This is a genomic window from Lelliottia sp. 489 (assembly GCF_050435885.1).
Taxonomy (GTDB): domain Bacteria; phylum Pseudomonadota; class Gammaproteobacteria; order Enterobacterales; family Enterobacteriaceae; genus Enterobacter; species Enterobacter nimipressuralis.
Window position 1 is genome coordinate 67,965 of record NZ_JBNDLC010000003.1, and the last position, 20,996, is coordinate 88,960.

General features: G+C 58.6%; 15 protein-coding genes. 10 read left to right on the plus strand and 5 right to left on the minus strand.

From position 1 onward, the window contains the following. The first annotated feature begins 1 nt into the window (after window position 1). From ABIE11_RS11570 to nudI, 6 genes are all read left to right on the plus strand, one after another. Entirely contained in the window at window positions 2-1,405 is a 1,404-nt protein-coding gene (locus ABIE11_RS11570; protein WP_100779226.1) for a TolC family outer membrane protein, read from the plus strand. After that, window positions 1,402-3,588: a type I secretion system permease/ATPase gene (locus ABIE11_RS11575; RefSeq protein ID WP_429184540.1), complete on the plus strand. Its 2,187-nt coding sequence runs from the start codon at window positions 1,402-1,404 to the stop codon at window positions 3,586-3,588. The genes ABIE11_RS11570 and ABIE11_RS11575 overlap by 4 nt, the downstream gene beginning before the upstream one ends. 10 nt (window positions 3,589-3,598) lie before the next feature. After that, entirely contained in the window at window positions 3,599-4,768 is a 1,170-nt protein-coding gene (locus ABIE11_RS11580) for an HlyD family efflux transporter periplasmic adaptor subunit (RefSeq protein ID WP_429184710.1), read from the plus strand. Between the two features lie 347 nt (window positions 4,769-5,115). Then, the gene (locus ABIE11_RS11585) at window positions 5,116-5,424 is read left to right on the plus strand and encodes a type II toxin-antitoxin system RelE/ParE family toxin (RefSeq protein WP_231275152.1); all 309 of its coding nucleotides are present in this window, start codon (window positions 5,116-5,118) and stop codon (window positions 5,422-5,424) included. A gap of 14 nt (window positions 5,425-5,438) precedes the next feature. After that, a complete protein-coding gene (locus ABIE11_RS11590) occupies window positions 5,439-5,786 on the plus strand; it encodes a HigA family addiction module antitoxin (protein ID WP_429184541.1) in 348 nt (115 codons plus the stop codon). Between the two features lie 44 nt (window positions 5,787-5,830). After that, window positions 5,831-6,256: a nucleoside triphosphatase NudI gene (gene nudI / locus ABIE11_RS11595; RefSeq protein WP_194514076.1), complete on the plus strand. Its 426-nt coding sequence runs from the start codon at window positions 5,831-5,833 to the stop codon at window positions 6,254-6,256. Here the strand turns inward: nudI and ABIE11_RS11600 are convergent. After that, the gene (locus ABIE11_RS11600) at window positions 6,228-6,962 is read right to left on the minus strand and encodes an AraC family transcriptional regulator (protein WP_429184542.1); all 735 of its coding nucleotides are present in this window, start codon (window positions 6,960-6,962) and stop codon (window positions 6,228-6,230) included. The two genes, nudI and ABIE11_RS11600, sit on opposite strands and share 29 nt — an antisense overlap. Window positions 6,963-7,060: 98 nt before the next feature. On the opposite strand from ABIE11_RS11600, the gene ABIE11_RS11605 reads away from it, so the two are divergent. Next, window positions 7,061-7,480 (plus strand): nuclear transport factor 2 family protein, encoded by a 420-nt coding sequence (locus ABIE11_RS11605; RefSeq protein ID WP_429184543.1) that lies wholly within the window; start codon window positions 7,061-7,063, stop codon window positions 7,478-7,480. Here the strand turns inward: ABIE11_RS11605 and ABIE11_RS11610 are convergent, their stop codons facing one another. The 4 genes from ABIE11_RS11610 to ABIE11_RS11625 all read right to left on the minus strand — a co-directional run bounded on the left by ABIE11_RS11610 (window position 7,481) and on the right by ABIE11_RS11625 (window position 10,331). After that, a complete protein-coding gene (locus tag ABIE11_RS11610; RefSeq protein ID WP_429184544.1) occupies window positions 7,481-7,999 on the minus strand; it encodes a DUF6622 family protein in 519 nt (172 codons plus the stop codon). A 78-nt stretch (window positions 8,000-8,077) separates the two neighbouring features. After that, entirely contained in the window at window positions 8,078-9,259 is a 1,182-nt protein-coding gene (locus tag ABIE11_RS11615) for a PLP-dependent aminotransferase family protein (protein WP_429184545.1), read from the minus strand. Between the two features lie 100 nt (window positions 9,260-9,359). Beyond that, window positions 9,360-9,809 carry a DUF421 domain-containing protein gene (locus ABIE11_RS11620; RefSeq protein WP_102105394.1) on the minus strand — a complete coding sequence of 150 codons (450 nt, stop codon included), beginning with the start codon at window positions 9,807-9,809 and terminating at the stop codon, window positions 9,360-9,362. Window positions 9,810-9,818: 9 nt separating this feature from the next. Further along, window positions 9,819-10,331 (minus strand): hypothetical protein, encoded by a 513-nt coding sequence (locus tag ABIE11_RS11625; RefSeq protein ID WP_429184546.1) that lies wholly within the window; start codon window positions 10,329-10,331, stop codon window positions 9,819-9,821. A gap of 420 nt (window positions 10,332-10,751) precedes the next feature. On the opposite strand from ABIE11_RS11625, the gene ABIE11_RS11630 reads away from it, so the two are divergent. The 3 genes from ABIE11_RS11630 to ABIE11_RS11640 are packed head-to-tail and all read left to right on the plus strand — an operon-like array spanning window position 10,752 to window position 20,993. Continuing rightward, window positions 10,752-12,431 carry a ShlB/FhaC/HecB family hemolysin secretion/activation protein gene (locus ABIE11_RS11630; RefSeq protein WP_429184547.1) on the plus strand — a complete coding sequence of 560 codons (1,680 nt, stop codon included), beginning with the start codon at window positions 10,752-10,754 and terminating at the stop codon, window positions 12,429-12,431. Further along, window positions 12,431-12,979, plus strand: a complete 549-nt coding sequence (locus ABIE11_RS11635; protein WP_100779216.1) for a toxin-activating lysine-acyltransferase — start codon at window positions 12,431-12,433, stop codon at window positions 12,977-12,979. Before ABIE11_RS11630 ends, ABIE11_RS11635 begins: the two co-directional genes overlap by 1 nt. Then, window positions 12,972-20,993, plus strand: coding sequence for a hemagglutinin repeat-containing protein (locus tag ABIE11_RS11640; RefSeq protein ID WP_429184548.1), 8,022 nt, complete (start codon window positions 12,972-12,974; stop codon window positions 20,991-20,993). The genes ABIE11_RS11635 and ABIE11_RS11640 overlap by 8 nt, the downstream gene beginning before the upstream one ends. The last annotated feature ends 3 nt before the right edge of the window (window positions 20,994-20,996 follow it).

The following is a 20,996-nucleotide window of genomic DNA, read 5'->3' on the forward strand; positions in this document are numbered from 1 at the left end:
CATGGGAAAGAAGATGCCTTACTGGTGGCTCTCGTGCTGCCTGATATCTGTGCCCGTTCTCGCGGCTAACCCTGCGGGCGTAATCAACACCGGCCTGCTGAGTGAAGAACAGGAGCTGCCGTCCCTGAATGGCCGCGTTGCGCCCGTCGCCAACAAAGCCGCTCCGGGTACGCTGCTGCTCGGCGATGCCGTAAACCGCGCCGTCAGCTGGCATCCGACCATCAGCGAAGCGGTCGGTAAACTTTACGAACAATCAGAACAGGTCGATGTCGCCAAATCGAAATACTATCCGCAGGTCAACGCGGGAATGGACGGCGGCTATACCCACGACGGCAGCGACAACGGCTTTACCCCGTCGCTGGTGCTCTCCGTTTCACAAATGCTTTACGACTTTGGCAAAGTAGCAAGCCAGGTGCGAGCCGAAAGCGCGGGCGTGGCGCAGCAGCAGGCCAACGTACTGGTGAGCATTGATACCATCGCCCACGACACCGCCCTGGCAATGGTGCAGGTGCAGACCTGGCAGCAAATGGTGGAGACCGCCAAAGAGCAGCTGGATGCGCTGTCGTCCATCGGCTCGCTGGCGCGTCAGCGCAATGACGAAGGGGCAAGCTCCCTTTCGGACGTGGTGCAGACCGATGCCCGTATAGAAGGCGCGCGGGCGCAGCTCATGCAGTATCAGGCCAGCCTCGACAGCTCCCGCGCCACGCTGATGAGTTTTCTCGGCTGGAACAGCCTGAACACCATCAGCAACGATTTCCCGGCAAAACTGGCCCGCAGCTGCGACGTCGCCGAGCCGGACGACCGTCTGGTGCCCGCCGTGCTCTCCGCGTGGGCGCAGGCCAACGTCGCGCAGGCCAATCTCGACTATGCTAACGCGCAAATGACGCCGACCGTCTCGCTGGAGCCGGAAGTGCGCCACTACCTCAACGACCGCTATGCGGGCAACGATTCGCTGGATCGCACCCAGTATTCCGCGTGGGTCAAAGTGCAGATGCCGCTCTATCAGGGCGGTGGTCTTACCGCCCGGCGTAACGCCGCCGGACATGCCGTCGAAGCCGCGCAGTCGACCATTCAACGCACCCGCCTCGACGTGCGCCAGAAGCTGCTTGAATCGCGCAGCCAGGTGATGAGCCTGCTGAGCACCCTGCAAATCCAGGCCCGGCAGGAGGCGCTCAGCGTCCGCACCCGCGAACTCTATCAACAGCAATATCTCGATCTCGGCTCACGGCCGCTGCTCGACGTGCTCAACGCCGAGCAGGAGGTGTATCAGGCGCGTTTCACCCAGCAGCAAACCGCCGGACAGCTCCACCAGCTGGAGCTGAGCTGCCTGTACAACACGGGCCTTTTGCGTCATTCGTTCGATCTTGAGAACCGCACCATTCAGACTGTGGAGATCCAGCCATGAAGCAAACCGATAATCCGCAGGACGAAAGTATTCCCGAAGAGACGCTGGAGCACTGGGCGCAGGCGTTTGGCTATGTCGCCAGCCGCTATCGCGTGGCCTGCTCCCCAGGCGCACTGGTGGCCGGGGCGCCATGGCTAAAGGGCAAACCCATGGTACCGGCGCTGACTCAACTGGCGCGCGAGGCAGGACTTTCCTTTCAGTTGCTGACCGCCACGGAGCAGTCCATCAACAGCTGGAAACTGCCGGTGGTGGTGGAGCTTAACGAGGGCAAAATCGGCGTCATTGAACATTTCGACGGCGACGACACCCTTGATATCAACTTCATCGACACCACGCCGCACAACAACCGCGTGTCGATGACAGCTCTGCTGCCCGCCATTCGTCACGTGGTCGCCCTGCGCCCGCTGGCGGCGCTAAAAGACAGCCGCGTGGATGCCTATATTTCCAAATACCGCCCCGACTGGCTCTACCGGCTGGTGATGCGCGACATGCGTCCCTACACCTGGGTGATGCTGGCGGCGCTGTTCATCAATGTGCTCTCCCTCTCCGGGATCGTGTTCTCAATGCAGGTTTACGACCGGGTGATCCCCGCCCAGTCCTATCCGACGCTTTACGTGCTGACCATCGGCGTGCTGATCGCCACGCTGTTTGGCTTTGTGCTGCGTGTCGCGCGCGGTCATATCATGGATCTGCTGGGAAAACGCGCCGATCTGCGGGTGTCGGATCGGGTATTTGGCCACGCCCTGCGCCTGCGTAACAGCGCGATCCCGCGCTCAACCGGGAGCTTTATTTCGCAGCTGCGCGAGCTGGAGCAGATCCGCGAGATGGTCACCTCCTCTACCATCTCCACCATCGTCGATCTGCCGTTCTTCTTCCTGTTTGTGGTGGTGCTGGCGATCATCGCGCCGCAATTAGCCTGGATCGCCCCCGTCGCTGCCGTGCTGATGGTGCTGCCCGGCCTGCTGCTGCAGAAAAAACTCGCGGCGCTGGCGAAGCAGTCAGCCCATGAATCGACCCTGCGCAACGCGGTGCTGGTCGAGAGCGTACAGGGGCTGGAGGACATCAAGCTGATGCAGGCGGAAAACCGCTTTTTACAGCAGTGGAACAGCTATATCCAGATCACCGCCGAGTCCGGCCTGCGCACCCGCGAGCTGACGCAAAACCTGATCAGCTGGGGGATGACCATTCAAAGCCTGGTGTACGCCGGGGTGATCGTGGTCGGCGCGCCGATGGTGATCGACGGCACCTTAACCACCGGTTCGGTGGTGGCGGCCTCGATGCTGGCGTCGCGGATGATCGCCCCGATGGCGACCCTGTGCGGCGTGCTGGCGCGCTGGCAGCAGGTGAAAGCCGCCAAAGAGGGGCTGGACAGCATCATGCAGTTGCCGACGGAAAACCAGCGCGAAGAGACGCCGATCCGCCAGGACGTGCTCCGCGGGCACTACCTGTTCGATCAGGCGCAGTTTCGCTATCACCCGGAAGATCCGCGTATGGCCCTGCGCATTAACCGCCTGGAGATCAAACCCGGCGAGAAAGTGGCGATCCTCGGGCGTAACGGCGCAGGGAAATCCACCCTGTTACAGGCGCTGTCGGGCGGAATGGATCTGGCAGGCGGCGAGCTGCGGCTCGACAACCTCAGCCTGCCGCATCTGGACGTCGCGGATCTGCGGCGCAACGTCGGCTTTATGACCCAGAACGCGCGGCTGTTCTACGGCACTCTGCGGGAGAACATCACGCTTGGGATGCCGCGCGCCACGGATGAAGAGATCTTCGCCGTGCTGGAGATGTGCGGCGCGGCGAGCTTTGTGCAAAAGCTGCCGAAAGGACTCGACTATCCGATCATGGAGAACGGCGTGGGCCTGTCTGGCGGGCAGCGTCAGTCGATTTTGCTGGCGCGCATGCTCCTGCGCGATCCCAATATCGTGCTGCTCGATGAACCGACCGCCTCGCTGGATGAGCACACGGAGCGCGAGTTTCTTCAGCATCTCGGCGCGTGGCTCGGCAACCGGACGCTGATCGTCGCCACCCACCGCGTGCCGGTGCTGGAGCTGGTGGAGCGCGTGGTGGTGCTTAAAGAGGGCATGCTGGTGATGGACGCGCCAAAAGCGCAGGCCCTGAGCAACAGCCGCATGCAGCAACAGGCAAACGGACGGGAGTGGAAAAATGAAAATCAGTCAGCGTGATGTCGCGGCGATGGACGATCTCGATAACGCTCTCGACTCCGAAAGCGGTTATTCCGGCGCACGGCGCATCGTGATCCTCTCCCTGCTGCTGTTTATTATCGTCGGCGTGTGGGCGTGGTTTGGCATTCTCGACGAGGTTTCAACCGGGACGGGGAAAGTGATCCCCAGCTCGCGCGAGCAGGTGTTGCAGTCCCTCGACGGCGGGATCCTGACCGAACTGAACGTGCGCGAAGGCAACGTGGTGCAGGCGGGCCAGGTGCTGGCGCGACTCGACCCCACACGTTCAGAATCTAACGTTGGTGAAAGCGCGGCGCGCTATCGTGCATCGCTGGCCTCCAGCGTGCGCCTCACCGCCGAAGTGAACGATCTGCCGCTGGTCTTTCCCCCTTCCCTGAAACAGTGGCCGGAGCTGATCGCCGCCGAAACCCGGCTCTACACTTCGCGCCGCGCGCAGCTGGAGGACACTCAGCGCGAGCTGAAAGCTGCCCTGAACCTCGCGAACAAAGAGCTGGCTATCACCCAGCGGCTGATCAAAACCGGAGCGGCCAGCCACGTGGAGGAGTTACGCCTGCAGCGGCAAAAAAGCGATCTGGAACTGAAGCTGACGGACGTGCGTTCGCAATACTACGTGCAGGCCCGCGAGGCGCTGTCGAAAGCCAACGCGGAAGTCGATATGGTTTCGGCGGTGCTGAAAGGCCGCGAGGATTCCGTGACGCGCCTGACCGTGCGATCGCCGGTGCGTGGGATCGTGAAAAATATCAAGGTGACGACCATCGGCGGGGTTATCCCCCCGAACGGCGAGCTGATGGAGATTGTGCCGGTGGACGATCACCTGCTGATCGAAACCCGCCTGTCACCGCGCGATATCGCCTTTATCCACCCGGAGCAAAAAGCGCTGGTTAAAATCACCGCCTACGATTACGCCATCTACGGCGGGCTGCACGGCGTGGTAGAAACCATTTCGCCAGACACCATTCAGGACGAAGCCAAACCCGAAGTGTTCTATTACCGGGTGTTTATCCGCACCAGCCAGGATTATCTGGTCAATAAAGCGGGCCGCAAATTCTCGATTGTGCCAGGGATGATTGCCACGGTGGATATCAAAACCGGAGAGAAATCGGTGATGGATTATATGATTAAGCCGTTTAACCGGGCGAAAGAGGCGCTGCGGGAGCGGTAATGGGAATGCGACGCCAGTAAAAAAGCCCGGTAGTGCTGATGCTTACCGGGCCTATAAGCTGTCAGGTCGGGTAAGTACCGCACCACCCGATCTGTTTTTTCGACTCTTGCACCGGTGCAGCCTGCCATCCCGTATTCTCTGAATCCGCTTCGCAGTATGACATTTCTTCCTCTTCCTCCCCCTTTCCAGCACCTCTCTACCAGGCGTATGTTTCTCTGGCCTCGCAGGCATAAGGCAACACGGGTCTAATTCCGATAAATTAGAAAACAGCAGGATCGCACTTGTGCACAGTGCGGCTGTGCAATAATATCACCACAGCTTCACAGGGATCGGAGCTAACATGCATTATGTTGAAGAACATTAAAAACTTTCGCGATCAGTGGCTTGAAGATTTTTTTCTGTATGGGAAATCTCACAAAATATTCCCGTCGAGCATTGAAGCCGCCCTGGCGAGAAAACTGGACATCATCAATGCCGCCACGTCACACAGAGATCTGCGCTCTCCACCGGGCAATATGTACGAAGAATTGAATCCTCCGATGACGGGCTTTTCTTCAATACGGGTTAACAAACAGTACAGGCTGATATTCAAATGGGTGGCGGGGAAAGCCGAAGATATCTACCTCGCCCCGCATAAATATAAGCCTTATAAATAGTGAGGTAACACTCCATGACTCTCCCGCAGGCAACCCGCACACCCACCACGCCGGGCGATGTGTTGCAGTACGAATACCTTGAACCGCTAGATCTTAAAATCGCAGATTTGGCCGACATGCTTAACGTGCACCGTAATACCATCAGTGCGCTGGTCAATAACAACCGCAAGCTGACCGCCGACATGGCGCTACGCCTTGCCAGAGTGTTTGATACCTCCATCGAGTTCTGGCTCAACTTGCAGCAAAATGTGGATATCTGGGAGGTGCAGAACAATACGCGCACTCAGGAAGAACTGAGCCGAATCAAAACAGTTGCGGAGGTTCTGGCAAAACGAAAATCTCACCAGCAGGACATCGCCTGAACTCTGCTACAGTAGCGCCAACATAAAAAATTCAGGGAGTGAACATGCGCCAGAGAACGATTGTTTGTCCGATTATCCAGAACGACGGGGCTTATCTGCTGTGCAAAATGGCGGCGGATCGCGGTGTGTTTCCCGGCCAGTGGGCGCTGTCGGGCGGCGGTATGGAACCGGGTGAAACCATGGAGCAGGCGCTGCGGCGCGAAATTCGCGAAGAGCTGGGCGATGCGCTTGAGATCACCGCCGTCAAACCCTGGGCGTTTCGCGATGATATCCGGGTGAAAACCTATGCCGACGGCAGCACCGAAGAGATCTATATGATTTACCTTATCTTCGACTGCGTCAGCGCCAACCGCGATGTGACCTTTAACGAAGAGTTTCAGCAGATCGCGTGGGTGCAGCCGGAGGCCTTAAAAACGCTGGATCTCAACGAAGCCACCCGTTTTACGTTTGCGCAGAAGGGTTTGTTGTAGCCCCCCACTGTCCCGGCGTTTTGCCGGTGTAGGTGCGAAAGACCTCAATGAATGCGCTGACGCTGTTGTATCCGCACGACAGCGCAATCCATCCCACGGGTTTTCCCTCCTCCAGCCACTCCATCGCCCTGATCACACGGGCCAGCTGCCGCCAGTTCACAAAATTCATGCCCGTCGCGGCGCTGAACTGCCGGTGAAACGTGCGCACGCTCATCCCGGACTGGCGCGCATACTCTTCCACCGGGAGCACATCGTCCACGGCGTTCAGCAGCGTGCGCGCGATTTTCAGTAAACGCGGGTGAGCGGGCATCGGCAGCCGAAAGCGATCCTGTCGGGACTGAGCCAGCTCGCGGGTGAGCATGGAGATCATCTGCGGATCTGCCCCCTCGCCCGCCTGGCACAGCCGCAGGAATAGCGCCTCACACAGCTTTTCCGGTTCGAAAACCGCCGGTTGCTCAGGCAGGGCTAAACAACAGGCTGAATCCAGATACAAAGACTGGCCCTCAATGGCGCTTTCCGACAGCGCAGCATGACGCAGCCCAGCCGGGATCCAGCCGATATGCTCTCGCGGCACCACCCAGCGCCCCTTTTCGGTCTCGATAATCAGCAGGCCCGAGGTAATACGGCAGAGCTGGCCGGTGGCGTGAGCATGCCAGTCGGTTCGATAGCCCGATGGATGGCGAAGAGGTTCAGCGGTCATCAACATAGTTTGGCCGAAAATCGTTATTGATTGCCTGATTACAGAAACTACGCCAGATTCTGTCAAGGATAATGTGCTCTCACCCCTTTTAAAGGAGCACAACAATGTCCCTCATCACTGACCTGCAGGCTGCCTCTGACGAATCGTCCTGCCGCGCCCTCACCCAACGGCTGTTAACCGATCTTTTCGCAGGAACGCTGGCTCCGGCAGAGATTTTCTCGAATGACTACCAGCAGCATACGGACGGTAACGCACTCAATTTCGCTGAATTTGTAGGGCACTTAGATCATGTCCGCACGCAAACTAACGGGATCACCTTCAGGGTCGAGCAGGCATGCTGCACGCCGCATCTGCTGGCAGACCGCCATATCGTCACCGTAAGCAAAACGGACGGAGAAACGTCAGAAATTGAGGTGTACCTGTTTGCCCGCCTGCGCGAGGGGAAAATCTGGCGAATAGATGAAGTGACCCGAGTGATAAAGGGCGACCACGCCGACAAATCCCTTGCCAGCGCGACGTCGTAGTTAACTCACTTGCTGCTGTGAAGTGAAGAGATACACGCGCACATAGCGGGTAAATTTTCCGACAAACACGCCCGCAAAAACGCCCCCGGAGATAATAGCAAATGCGCTCATTCCGGGCTGCTGCAGCGTGGCGGGGGAAACGGCAGTCATCACCCCGAGCACATATTTCACGCCAAACGCAAGCATCATCAGCGGCAGCGCCGAGTAGTCGGCCTGCCGGTACAGACTGCGCGGAGGTTCCGCGCGCGTTACCGCCGTCTGTTTGATGAGCAAATAGCCCAGCGCTGCGCCTGCCAGCAATCCGACGATCCACAGGGCGCTGCTGGCGACGGTGAGTTTGCGGAACACCACCAGATCGTAGATATCCCAGAAAAGAAAAATGGCGGGGATAATCGCGAGCTTTTCCAGCGTCACGATGGCGGGTTTGCGTGCTTTGATGCCGCGAGTGATGAGAAAGACAAACAGCACCCACACCCAGACGGGCGTATGGGTAACCACACCGGTGAGGAATTCAGTCATGGGTTTTACCGTCAGTGATATTTCGCACCGGGTAATTATTACGCATGACAGCGGCTACGCCATCATGCGTAAGGCTGTTCAGAGCGAAATTTTCAGGCGACGAACCGCCTCTTTCAGCTGCTCATCCGTGGCCGTGACAAACGACATGCGCAGCGTCGCGCGGTCGGGTTCGCTGCAATAGAAGAACTCACCGGGCACGAACACCACGCCATTCGCCAGCGTCTTCGCCAGCCATTCGGTGGTATTAAGACCGTTGTTGAATTTCGCCCACAGGAACATCCCGCCCTTCGGTTTATGGAAGGTCAGCACATCACCCAGCTCTTTTTCCAGCTCATTCGCAAAGGTCTGATATTTCTGGCGATAGGCATCGCGAATCAGCGCAATCTGCCCGGCCAGACGCCCGGTTTGCAGATACTCGTAAGTCATCAGCTGCGACAAGGTGCTGGTATGCAAATCAGTGGTTTGCTTGAGATTCACCACCGCCCGTTTCAGCCACTCAGGCACCACCAGCCAGCCGACGCGCGTGCCGGGTGCAAGGATTTTGGAGAACGTCGAGGTATAGACGACGTTATCTTCGTTGCCTATCGCTTTGGCATGAGCCATCAGCGGGCGGAACACGTCAGAGGTGTAGTTGATTTCACTGTAGGGGTCGTCTTCGATAATCACGAAATCATAGCGTTTTGATAGCTCGACCAGCTGTTTGCGGCGGTTTTCAGAGAGCGTCACGCCGCCTGGGTTACCAAACGTCGGCACGATATAGACGGCTTTGATGGTTTTGCGGCTGACCAGGGCTTCCAGTTCATCAACTTTCATCCCTTCCCCATCGGTGCCGACAGATTCAAGATTAGCCTGCGCCAGACTAAAGACCTGCAGCGCGGCGAGATAGGTCGGACGCTCCACAACCACGGTATCGCCGGGATTGATCAGCGCGCGGGCCAGAATATCCAGCGACTGCTGGGAGCCGGAGGTGACCACCACGTCATCGGCCTGACAGGGGATCCCACGGTCGGCGCAGATCTGCCCGATCGCGTCGCGCAGTCCCGGATAGCCTTCGCTCAGACCGTACTGGAATGCTTCGCCAAAATGGCAGGATAACACGGCATCTGCCGCAATCTGTAACCCTTCGTGATCGAAAAGATCGGGATTGGGGATGCCGCCGCCGAGGGAGATCACGCCCGGCATTTTGCTGTGTTTTAATAATTCACGGATGGCGGAGGATTGCAGGCTCTGCACGCTGCTGGCGAGTTTGTTTTTAGACATACTGTCGATACCCTGTTTTTCTGTTTTTTTAGTGACTACATGGTGTTAGTAACACATCTGCGGGGCAGTGATCATCACATTTACTGCTTTTTTGCCCGGATTAATCACGCTCTTGCGGAATGATTGAAATGTGACCGTTGCGCTCCAGAATAGCGTATTTGATTTTGCTGAACTCGGTGATGCCCTGGTTCTGCCGCGCTGCGACCAGAATATCATCGCAGGAGACATCCACTTTCCGCAGCTTATCCGTCAGAGGCATCCCATTTTCCACCAGGATCACAGGGGAGCCATCGAGCACGTCCTCCGCCCCGGCAAAGGTTTTCTTCATCAGGCCAAAGAGAATATCCACCACCACCAGCGTCACGATGGTGATCATCGCGCCAGTCACCGAAAAATCATTCCCCAGCAGCGCCTGCTGTGTGGCTTCGCTGATAATCAGCAATAAGATCAGATCAAAGCTGGTCATCTGCAATAACGCCCGACGCCCCGCCACTTTAAACACCACCAGCAAAATCAGGTAGATCGCCAGTGCCCGAAAGACCATCTCCATATTGCGCTCCTAGGGATAAATAAACTGCCAGAAAGCGATTTCCGGCTCATCGTTAACGGTTATCCGGTTCACCGCTTTTCCGGGCGTCGTGGGTGTGAGGTACAGGGTCACAGAGAAATCACGCTGACTTTTGATTGTGTTGTAAACCAGGACGAGGGCTTTTCCCTGGCTGTACATCCGATCGGGCTGGGGTGAGAAGGTGCCGGGCTGGAAATTATCCCTGACATCGCCGTCGAAACGAAAAATATAGTGTCCGGTATTTGATGGGGGGACTGTTGCCCTGAGTTTAAATTCTGTTTGCAGCCGCCCAAAACGCTCGTAATAAAGATGTAATGTCTGGTTATTATTTGTTTTTTCTGCCGAACTGAAATATCCCGTAGAAAAGAAACCGCCCAGCGCCAGCAGTAAAATAAGTAATAAAATCGCAAATCCCACCTGGCGAAATCGCGCCTCCAGGGTGAGGGCAAAACGATTTTCCTTCACGCCAGGCAATGCCTCTTGTTCGTCTTTCAGACTCGACATTTATCACCTCAACCGTTTCGCCTGCCTTTTATAGGCCATTGAGTATTAAGCCTAATCCTCTGTGCCCCTCGTCTTCTATGCCGGAAGAACGCACGGAAATCTGCCTTAATAGTAAGTCAGATCCGCCGTTTCGGGAGGTCAGCGTGCATTTATCTCTTTTGCCTGCCCGCTATGTGTGTCGCAGGCATTCAGAATAAAGGGATTTATTTCACTTAACGTCACCAGGGGTATATAGCGATATCGTTCTTCTCAATCCTTTTTATTCCCGCGCGCAGACTCACCTACCAGAATTAGGGATAACGCACACCGGTATATCCCGTCCTTTAGGATTAATCCCCCTTTTATTCACTCTTCAATATTTAAACAATCTTACACAAATTCACATTGCATCCATTTTGCTTACACAGCACGGAATGTCCGATGATAGCCCGATCCCAATTCGCCATAATAATATCAACCGCCGCAGGGTTGTCTTTCCTGCTTCCTGCTCACGCCGCCGAGCCGGATAATCAATTTATTATTCAGCAGCAACGCCAGAAAGCGCTGGAACAGCAACTCACCCCGCCCGTGCCCGATGTGCGTCTCTCCGAGCCGTCATCCAGCTTTGGCAAAATCGCCTTTCCTGTCGAAACGCCCTGCTTTCCCATTCGCAATGTGACCCTCACCGGGCAGGACGCGCTTCCCCGCTGGCTACCGCTGCAGCGAATTGCCGACCAGGCGCAGGGGCGTTGTCTGGGCGGAAAAGGCATCAACCTGCTCATGAGCACGATGCAAAACCGCCTCGTCGACCACGGCTGGATCACTACCCGCGTGCTGGCGCCCACGCAAGATCTTAAGAGCGGCACGCTGAAGCTGGCAATTGTGCCGGGCTATATCCGCCACGTCCGGCTCACGGAGGACAGCGACGATTATATTCAGCTCTACAGCAGCTTCCCGGCGCACGAGGGTAACCTGCTGGATCTGCGCGATATCGAACAGGGGCTGGAGAACCTTCAGCGCTTGCCGACCGTAGAAGCGAGCATGGAAATTGTTCCCGGCGAACAGCCCGGCGAAAGCGACGTGGTGATCACCCGCAAGCAGTCAAAAATGTGGCGTCTGGGCTTGTCATTGGATGACGCGGGCACCGAGACCACCGGGCGCTATCAGGGCGGCGTGACGCTGTCGCTGGATAATCCTTTCTCACTCAGCGATCTGCTGTACGTCTCCGCCAGCCACGACCTCAACGATCACGGCGGCAAAGGCAGTAAGAACTACACCGGCCACTATTCTGTGCCGTTTGGCTACTGGACGCTGGGCGTGACCGGCAGTGATTACGATTATCACCAGACCGTTGCAGGCCAGAATCAGGATTACCGCTACAGCGGTAAAAGCAAAAACCTGGACGTACAGCTCAGCCGCGTGCTGCACCGCAGCGGTTCGCAGAAAACGACCCTGACGGCGGACGTGCTGGCGCGAGAAACGCGCAACTATGTGGATGACACGGAAGTGGGCGTCCAGCGCAGGCAGACGGCAGGCTGGCGTCTGGGGTTACAGCACCGCCACTATATCGGCCAGGCCAGCGTGGATGCGGGGGTGAGCTATCAGCGCGGCACCCGCTGGTTCGGCGCTCAGCCGGCACCCGAGGAGGCGTTTGGCGAGGCCACGGCGCTCAGCAAAATCCTCCAGCTCAACGCCCAGCTCGATTTACCGTTTGAAATTGGCTCGCAGCAGTTCCGTTACAACGTTCAGTACCTGCGCCAGATAAGCAACACACCGCTGACGCCGCAGGATCAATTCGCCATCGGCAACCGCTGGACGGTGCGAGGCTTTGACGGTGAGCGCACCCTGAACGCCAGCCACGGCTGGTATGTGCGTAACGATCTGGGCTGGAGCACGCCGCTGCCCAATCAGGAGCTTTACCTGGGTGCCGACTACGGTGAAGTCGGCGGCTACAGCTCAGACCCGCTGATCGGCAAGCATCTGGCCGGCGGCGTTGTGGGCCTGCGCGGAAGCGCCTTCAACACCGGCTATGACCTGTTTGCAGGCACGCCATTCTCAAAACCTGACGGGTTCCACACCAGTTCCCTCACCCTGGGGTTCAACCTCAACTGGAGCTGGTAATGCGCATAGGCAATCTGGATATCAAAGCCCCGCTGCTCCTCGGGGGCGAACAAAACGAAGCCGAAGTGTTGGGGGCCACCGTCTGGCTGTGGATGCACTCGCCCATGCACCGGGATGCGCCCCTGCATGCCCTGCCGACGCTCCTGCTGCCCATCATCAAACGCCAGCAGTACGTGCTGGTGGTGGAGAACGAACGCCCGGTGTTCTTTCTCAGCTGGGCGTGGCTGAACGAAGAGGCGGAAGCCCGCTTCCTCACGCGTCCGTCCATAGAGATGAAAGAAGAGGACTGGGATAGCGGCGACCGCATCTGGTTTTGCGACTGGATTGCCCCCTTCGGCCATACCCGCGCCATGCAAACCTTGATTCGCCACGACCTCTTTGCCGAACACTGCTGGCGGGCGCTGTATCACCGTGGTGCCGAGCGCGGCAAGCGCGTCGTGATGTTCCACGGCAAACACGTCACCCGAGAAGCCGCACAACGCTGGCAACTGAACCACCCGCTCGCCGCCCCGCTGCCGCAAGCGTTTAAAGGAACGACCCATGAATAAGAATCTGTATCGTATCGTCTTCAACAAAGCGCGCGGCATGCTGATGGTGGTGGCGGATATTGCCCGTTCGGGTCGCGCCGGGACCACGCGTGCCGCCGGGATCGGTCATACCCACAGCCAGCTTATCGGTAAAATCAGTGCCATGAGTCTGAGTCTCTGGCTGGCGATGGGTGCGATACAGACGGCGCAGGCCAATATTGTGGCCAACGCGGGGGCGCCAAAAAACCAGCAGCCGACGGTGATCAGCAGCGCCAACGGTACGCCGCAGGTGAATATCCAGACCCCTTCCAAAGCCGGGGTGTCGCGCAATAACTACACCCAGTTTGACGTCAGCCAGAAAGGCGCAATCCTCAATAACTCGCATAAAAATACCCAGACGCAGCTGGGCGGCATGGTGTCGGGCAACCCGTGGCTCGCCAAGGGCGAAGCGAAAGTGATTCTGAACGAAGTCAGCTCCCGCGACCCGAGCAAACTGAACGGCATGATTGAAGTCGCGGGGAAAAAAGCGCAGGTGGTGATCGCCAACCCGTCGGGTATTACCTGTAGCGGATGCGGTTTTATCAACGCCAACCGCGCGACGCTCACCACCGGCCAGGCGCAGATGACCAACGGCAATCTCACCGGGTACAACGTGGAACGCGGTGAAGTGGTGGTGGACGGTGCCGGGATGGACACCTCCGGCGCGGATTACACCGATATCATCGCCCGCTCGGTCAAAGTGAATGCCGGGCTGTGGGCCAAGGATCTGAAAGTCACCACCGGGCGCAACAACGTCGATGCCGCGCATGAACGCATTGAAAAAGGCGCCGATGACATCGCCACGCGACCGCAGCTGGCGGTGGATGTCGCCAGTCTCGGCGGAATGTATGCCGGTAAAATCCGCATGGTCGGGACGGAAAAAGGGGTCGGCGTGCGTAACGCCGGGGCGATGGGTGCCCAGGCCGGTAGCGTGACCCTCACCGCCGACGGGCGCATCGAAAACAGCGGCGTCATTCGGGGCAGTGAAAACGTGGCGGTCCAGACCACCGGCGAATTCGCTAACCGGGGCGCGCTCACGGCGGGAAATAACGCTCAGGTGAAAGCCGCTACGCTCACCAGTGAGAAAAACAGCGTGCTGGCCGCCGGGGTGAAAAACGATGGCAAACTGGCAAGCGCAGGGAATTTAACCCTGAGCAGCAACGGTCAACTGAACGCCCACGGCCAGACGCTGGCAGGCGGCGACATCAGCGTGACAGGTCAGGGTGTGGATATCAGCGGCAGCCAGACCCAAGGCAAACGCGTGTTGCTCGACGGCGGCGCAGGCGATCTCACCACCGCCAGCGCGCAGGTCAGTGCCAATGAACTCACGGCCCGGACCGGAAAACGCCTTAACAACAGCGGCGGTTCCCTCAGCGCCGAGACGGTTAATCTCAGTGCACATGACCTCTCCAACCAACAGGGAAAAGTGATTCAGAGCGGGAAAAACGCGCTGGCGATGGATCTCAAGGGCGAGATCGATAACCAGCAAGGGCAGATCGCCGCGACGCAGGGTGTGTCTCTGCACGCGCAATCGCTGAACAACACGGGCGGCCAGGTGGTTGCTGTGGCGGGGAAAACCCGCATCGATACCGGCTCCCTGAATAACGAGCGGGGGCTTATCTCCGCCGCCGCAGGCGACGGTGAGATCCACAGCGCGCAGACGCTTCGCAACGCCGGAGGGCGCATCGAAGCGGCAAAAAGCCAGCACATCGACGCCGCCGGTGTCGATAACCAGCAGGGGGTGATTGTGGCCGATGGCGCGACAATCGCGCTGAACGACGGCAGCCTGAACAACCAGTCCGGCGCCCTGCTCTCCCACGGCGCGCTCAGCGTCACCAGCGGCGCGCTGGATAATCAGAACGGTTTTCTCGCCAGTCAGGGCGCCTTAACGCTGGACGGCAGCGACATGGATAACCGCTCTGGTCAGATCGGCTCTAACCAGAGTGTCACCGCCCGCTTTAACACGCTGGTGAATCAGGGCGGTGCGATAAAAGCCGTCGATGCGATGACGCTCACCGGCGGAGTGCTGGATAACAGCCACGGCGAGACTTTCGCCGGGAAAAGCCTCGCCTTCAGCGGCGAAACGCTCAACAACGCTGGCGGGCAGCTGGCGGCAGGTGAAAACCTGACACTCGCCCCTGCCAGCCAGTTACTCAATCAGGCCGGACTGTTGCAGGGCGATGGCGTTCAGATCACCACGGCCAGCCTGAGTAATAACAGCGGGACGCTCAACAGCCTGGGATCGCTTGATCTCTCCACCGGTACGCTCGATAACCAGGCGGGCGCGCTGGCGGCGAAAGGTGCGGCAGACATCGCCACCCTCCAGATGGACAACCGCAGCGGCGGGCGCGTGATTGGCGAATCCACCACTGCGCTGCACTCGGATAACCTGCAAAACAGCGGCGGGCAGATCCAGTCGGTGGGCGATCTGCTGATCGACAGCGCGCGCGGCGTGGTGGATAACGTCTCCGGTTTGATTCGCGGCGGGCAGAGCGTGACGCTAAATGCGATCACCTTCGTCAATCAGAACACGCTGGCTGAAAACCAGGGCCTTGAAGGCCAACTGGTGACGCTGAAAACCGACGCGATCGCCAACCAGAACGGCAGCCTGCTGGCCGACACGACCCTGACCATTCGCAATACCGGTACGCTGGACAACAGTTCCGGCGCGCTGGCATCATCCGGCTTGCTGGATATTGCCGGTAGCGGGCTGAACCTCATCAACCAGGGGGGAACGGCGAAAGCGGGTCAAACGCTGAATCTGCATGCGCAAACTATCGACGGCAGCGGCCAGTTGCTCTCGCTCGGGAATATGGATCTGAGCAGCGAAAACGGCCTGAACAACAGCGGCGCGGTCATCGCTAACGGCAATCTCACCTTCACGACTCCGGGCGCTCTGACCAACAGCGGGAAACTGCTGGCGGGCAGCGCGCTCAACGTGCAGAGCGCCAGTCTCACCAATAGCGCCAGCGGTGAAATCAACGCCGGCACCAATACCCTGACCACCGGCATGCTGGTGAACTACGGCCTGATCGATGGCATCCACACCCGCATTAATGCCGAAACGCTGAATAATATCGGCACCGGGCGTCTCTATGGCGACGCGGTGGGCGTTAACGCTATCACCTTTAACAATCTGGCGGAAAACGGTACGGCGGCAACGCTTGCCGGACGCGAGCGCGTGGACCTCGGCGTGCAGACCCTCAACAACCAGGCGCACGCCCTGATCTATAGCGCAGGCACCCTGTGGGTCGGCGGCGCGCTGGACGAGAGCGGCGCCGCGATCGGACGCGCGGCGGCAATCAATAACCACAGCGCCACCATTGAGTCTGCCGGGGATATGTCGCTCGCCGCCGGGCAGATCAACAACATCAATGACGATTTCGCGACCGAGATCGTACTGGTTTCTCAGGAGCCGTTAACCGAGTACCAGCACTCAGGCTCCACCAACCGCTGGAAAGCGGGCGACGAGGGTGTCTGGATAGATGGCAACTCCTCAGACGGCCTGCGCAACCTCAATACGCCGGAGCTGAGCGGCCACGGGCACGACGATTTCAACGAGTATAACTACACCCGCACTATCGAAGAGACCCGCATCAAACAGAGCGATCCGGCGAAAATTCTCTCGGGCGGCAACATGACGCTGACGGGCGATCGGCTGTTTAACGATAAGAGCCAGGTTATTGCAGGCGGAACACTCTCGACCGACGCCATGGGCACGGTGCTTAACGACGATGTCGCGGGCGAACGGCACACCACCGACGCGGGTTACGTGACGCATTACTACCGCATCCGCCACAAAGGTGACGACGAACAGGGGCGTCGCAGCACTCTCTACACCCCGCCGACCGCGATCCAGAGCATTGCCTTAAAGCCAGGCCAACTGGTGAGTAACGGCAGCGTCGAGGGCAGCAACCTGAGCATCACGCCGCTGGTATTGCAGGGCACTGATACGGCGATCGGCCAGGCGGGAGGCGTCAGCGCGTCGCCGCAGCAGACCGTATCCCCCGGCGAGCCGGTCACGCCACCGGCGGGTCAGCAGTTTGAAGTGACCCCTGCCGACGGCGCCATTCGCATTATCGGTCCAAACACCACCCTGCCGGATAACAGCCTGTTTAAGGTCAATCCGTCATCGGACGTGCCTTATCTGGTAGAAACAGACCCGCGCTTCACTAACGAAAAGCAGTGGCTCGGCAGCGACTATATGCAAAACGCCTTAACCGGTGACAGCGATAACACCCTGAAGCGCCTGGGTGATGGGTATTACGAGCAGCGTCTGGTGCGCGAACAGGTGATTGGCATCACCGGCCAGCGCTATCTGGACGGGTTTAGCAACGACGAAGAGCAGTTTAAATCCCTGATGGATAAGGGGATCACCTTCGGGAAACAGTATTCACTGAAGCTCGGCGTGGCGCTGACACCAGAACAGATGGCGCTCCTCACGGGCGATATCGTCTGGCTGGTGAATACCCGGGTGAAAATGCCGGACGGCTCGATGCAAAACGTGCTGGTGCCGCAGGTCTACGCCAAAGTGAAACAGGGCGATATTGACGGCTCTGGCGCGCTGATTGCCGGGAACAACGTGTCGATGAAGCTCAATGGCGATCTCTTTAACAGCGGTACCATTGCCGGACGCAAAGTGCTTCAGCTCGATGCGAATAACATCACCAACCAGACCGGTACCCTGCAGGCGGCAGACATTAACCTCAACGCCCGTACGGATATCAATAACATTGGCGGGGCCATCGTGGGCGGCAGCAGCCTGCAGGCTACGGCGGGCCGGGATATCAACGTCACCAGCACCGTGAACAGCGCAGAGAGTGTTAACGGTGAAAACCGCTTTACGCGCACCACCATCGACAGCGTATCCGGCATCTACGTTCAGGACGATGACGGCAAACTGGCGCTGCAGTCCGGGCGCGATATTACCCTGACAGGCGCGCAGGTGATCGCCAGCGGCGAGAACGGCAAAGCGCAGCTGGTGGCCGGGCGGGATCTGAATCTCAACACGGTTACCACCGCCCGCAGCGATAAACTGATCTGGGATGCGGACAATACCCTCAACCAGCGCAGCGTCGATCAGACCGGTAGCAGCATCAGCGGTACCGGCGGCGTGACGCTGGCGGCAGGAAATGACATCAACGCGCGCGGAGCCTCGGTTAAATCCGACGGGGCGCTGGCGCTCGGTGCAGCACGCGATATCAACATCGAAGGCGTGCTCAACGAAAGCCAGCTCGACGAGCGGCATAAAGTGGTGGGCGGCAACGGCTGGATGTCGAAAACCACCACCACGACCCGTGACACGGTGGACAAACAGACCGTTCAGGGCAGCGAACTGAGCGCCAATACCGTGCAAGTCATCGCCGGAAATGACCTGACGGTCGCGGGAAGTAGCGTCGTCGGCAGCGGAAACGTTGCGCTTAAAGCCGGTAACGATCTGACCCTCACCAGCATGGGCGGACGCAATGACCAGACGCATCTCAGGCAGGAGAAAAAATCGGGGCTGTTAAGCTCCGGTGGGATTGGCTTTACCGTCGGCTCCCATAAAGAGACCACCGATCAGGCCAGCCAGGCGCTGGCGGGCCAGGGGGCGATGGTGGGCAGTCTGCAGGGCGATACGGTGATGCTGGCAGGCAACGACTACCGTCAGACCGGCAGTTCGGTCTCCTCCCCGAACGGCAACGTCGCGATTCAGGGGAAAAACGTCACCATCGAGGCGGCGCAGGACACCTATGCGTCGCAGTACAAACGGACCGTCGAGCAAAAAGGCTTTACCCTGGCCGTTAACGTACCGGTGGTGATGGCGGCTCGCGGCGCGCTGGAAACCGCGCAGGACGTGGGCAAAAGCAATGACGACCGCATCAACATGCTGGCTGCCGCCAACGCGGCATGGGACAGCGCCCGTGCTGCCAGCGCGATGATGAACACCGCGCAGGGGCTAATGGCGAACGGCGCGCAGGCCGTGGCGCAGAACGTGAGCGTGTCGCTCACCTATGGCCAAAGTAAGCAGACCAATACGGAAGAGGTCAACAGCACCAGCGCGCTGGCAAGCACCGTTAACGCCGGTAAACAGGCGGTGGTGGTGGCAACCGGCGGCGAACAGTCGAATATCAATATCGTTGGCTCCGATGTCAGCGGCAAACAGGGCACCACCCTCTTTGCCGACAACGACATTAATATTGTGGCGGCAAAACAGGAGCGTCACGAGCGGGACGATAACCAGTCCAGCGGCTGGAATGCCGGTGTGGCAGTGAGCTACGGCCAGGGCGGAGCCTCGTTTGGCGTCACCGCTGGCGCGAACGTCGGCAAAGGCCACGGCAACGGCGATGAGGTCTCCTGGCGCAACAGCCATGTCGGTGATATGGACGGTCAGACCCAGATTATCAGCGGCGGCACCACCACCCTGCGTGGCGGCCAGCTGCTGGGCAAAGGGGTGGATATCACCGCCGACAACCTGAATATCGAAAGCCTGCAGGACACCATGAAATACGACGGTAAGCAGATGAATGCCGGCGGACAGGTCACGGTGGGCTTCGGCTTTGCGGCATCAGGCAATTACGGGCAGTCGAAGGTCAATGCCGATTACGCCTCGGTGCAGGAGCAATCCGGCGTGTTCGCGGGGACCGATGGCTATCAGATCAACGTGAAGGATCACACGGACCTTAAGGGTGGCCTGATTACCTCCAGCGAGAGCGCGGAGCTGGCGGGAAATAACCAGTTCAGCACCGGCACGCTAAGCTGGAGCGATATTCATAACAGCTCGGAGTACGAAGGCAACGGGTTTGCCGTCGGGGGAGCCACCAGCATGAATACCGATTTTGGGCTGGGCGATAACGCCACGCCGCAAAGCAGCAAAACCGTGCGCACCGACGATGGTTCTTATGTCCCGGCACAGGGCTATGCCTCCCTCAACAAGAGCACGAGCTTTGGGATTGGGCATGACAGCGGCAGCGACAGCTCCGTCACCCGTAGCGGGATCAACACCGAGAATGTCACAATCACCCGCCCTGACGGGCAAACACAGCCGATCGACGGCATTAAAACGGACATCACCACCGAAACGGCGGCGGCGAATTCCGGTCGCCTTGAGAATAACTTCGATAAAGACGACGTGTTTAAAGAGCTGAATTTGCAGGTGCGCGTGACGCGTGATTTCAAAGAAAATGCGAATAATCAGATTGGGCAACTGCTGGACGCGCAGCAGGCGACGGCACAAGCTGCGTTGAAACAGGCTATAGATTCGGGCGATAAAGCGAAGCAACAAGAGGCGCTGACGGCAGTCTATAAACTGCAATATCAGCGACGCTTCCTGCAAACCCTGGTGGGGATCGTCGCCGGATCGCCGGATACCGCCATCACTCAGGGCACGCTGGCACTGGCCGCCACAAAAATGCGTGAAGAGACCATCAAAAACTCCCTGATCTTCGAGGGTATAGCAGACACCGAAAAGTCCTACAGCAATGTTTCAGGCGAGAGCAATGGTCTCTATGATGGCATTAAAGCCGGCGGTGTCAGGGTTGGTCTGGACGTGATCTGTGGTACAGCCAATGAACGCTGCTCGACGGCTGATGACGCGGGCAAAGTGCTTCTGCGTGATGAAAATGGCAGGGTCATTTATAAAGGCAATGCCGAATATCCGACCATTGATGCTTTCCTGAAAAAAAGCCCTGAAGCGGCAAGCCTCTTTGGACCTACGGGTGGATTCCAGGGAACCGGAGGATTATTGGTCCCCTTCGGTGAATACAAGCCGGGCACATTCTGGGGGGATATTGGTGACACCATCGTCGAGTCTTATGCCGGTACGCATGATTATATCGGCGGTCAAGTGCCTGGTTTTTATGACAGCGAAGGGAATACTTCCCGCGGGCGTAACCCGTTAACGGAAACCGCGGCAAATACCTGGACCGTTGTCGCGATTCCTCTGGCCACGCCTTTCGCCATGTCCGAAATGGTTTCGCCTGAGTTGCTGGACTTTATCTTTAATGCATCCAAATGAGGT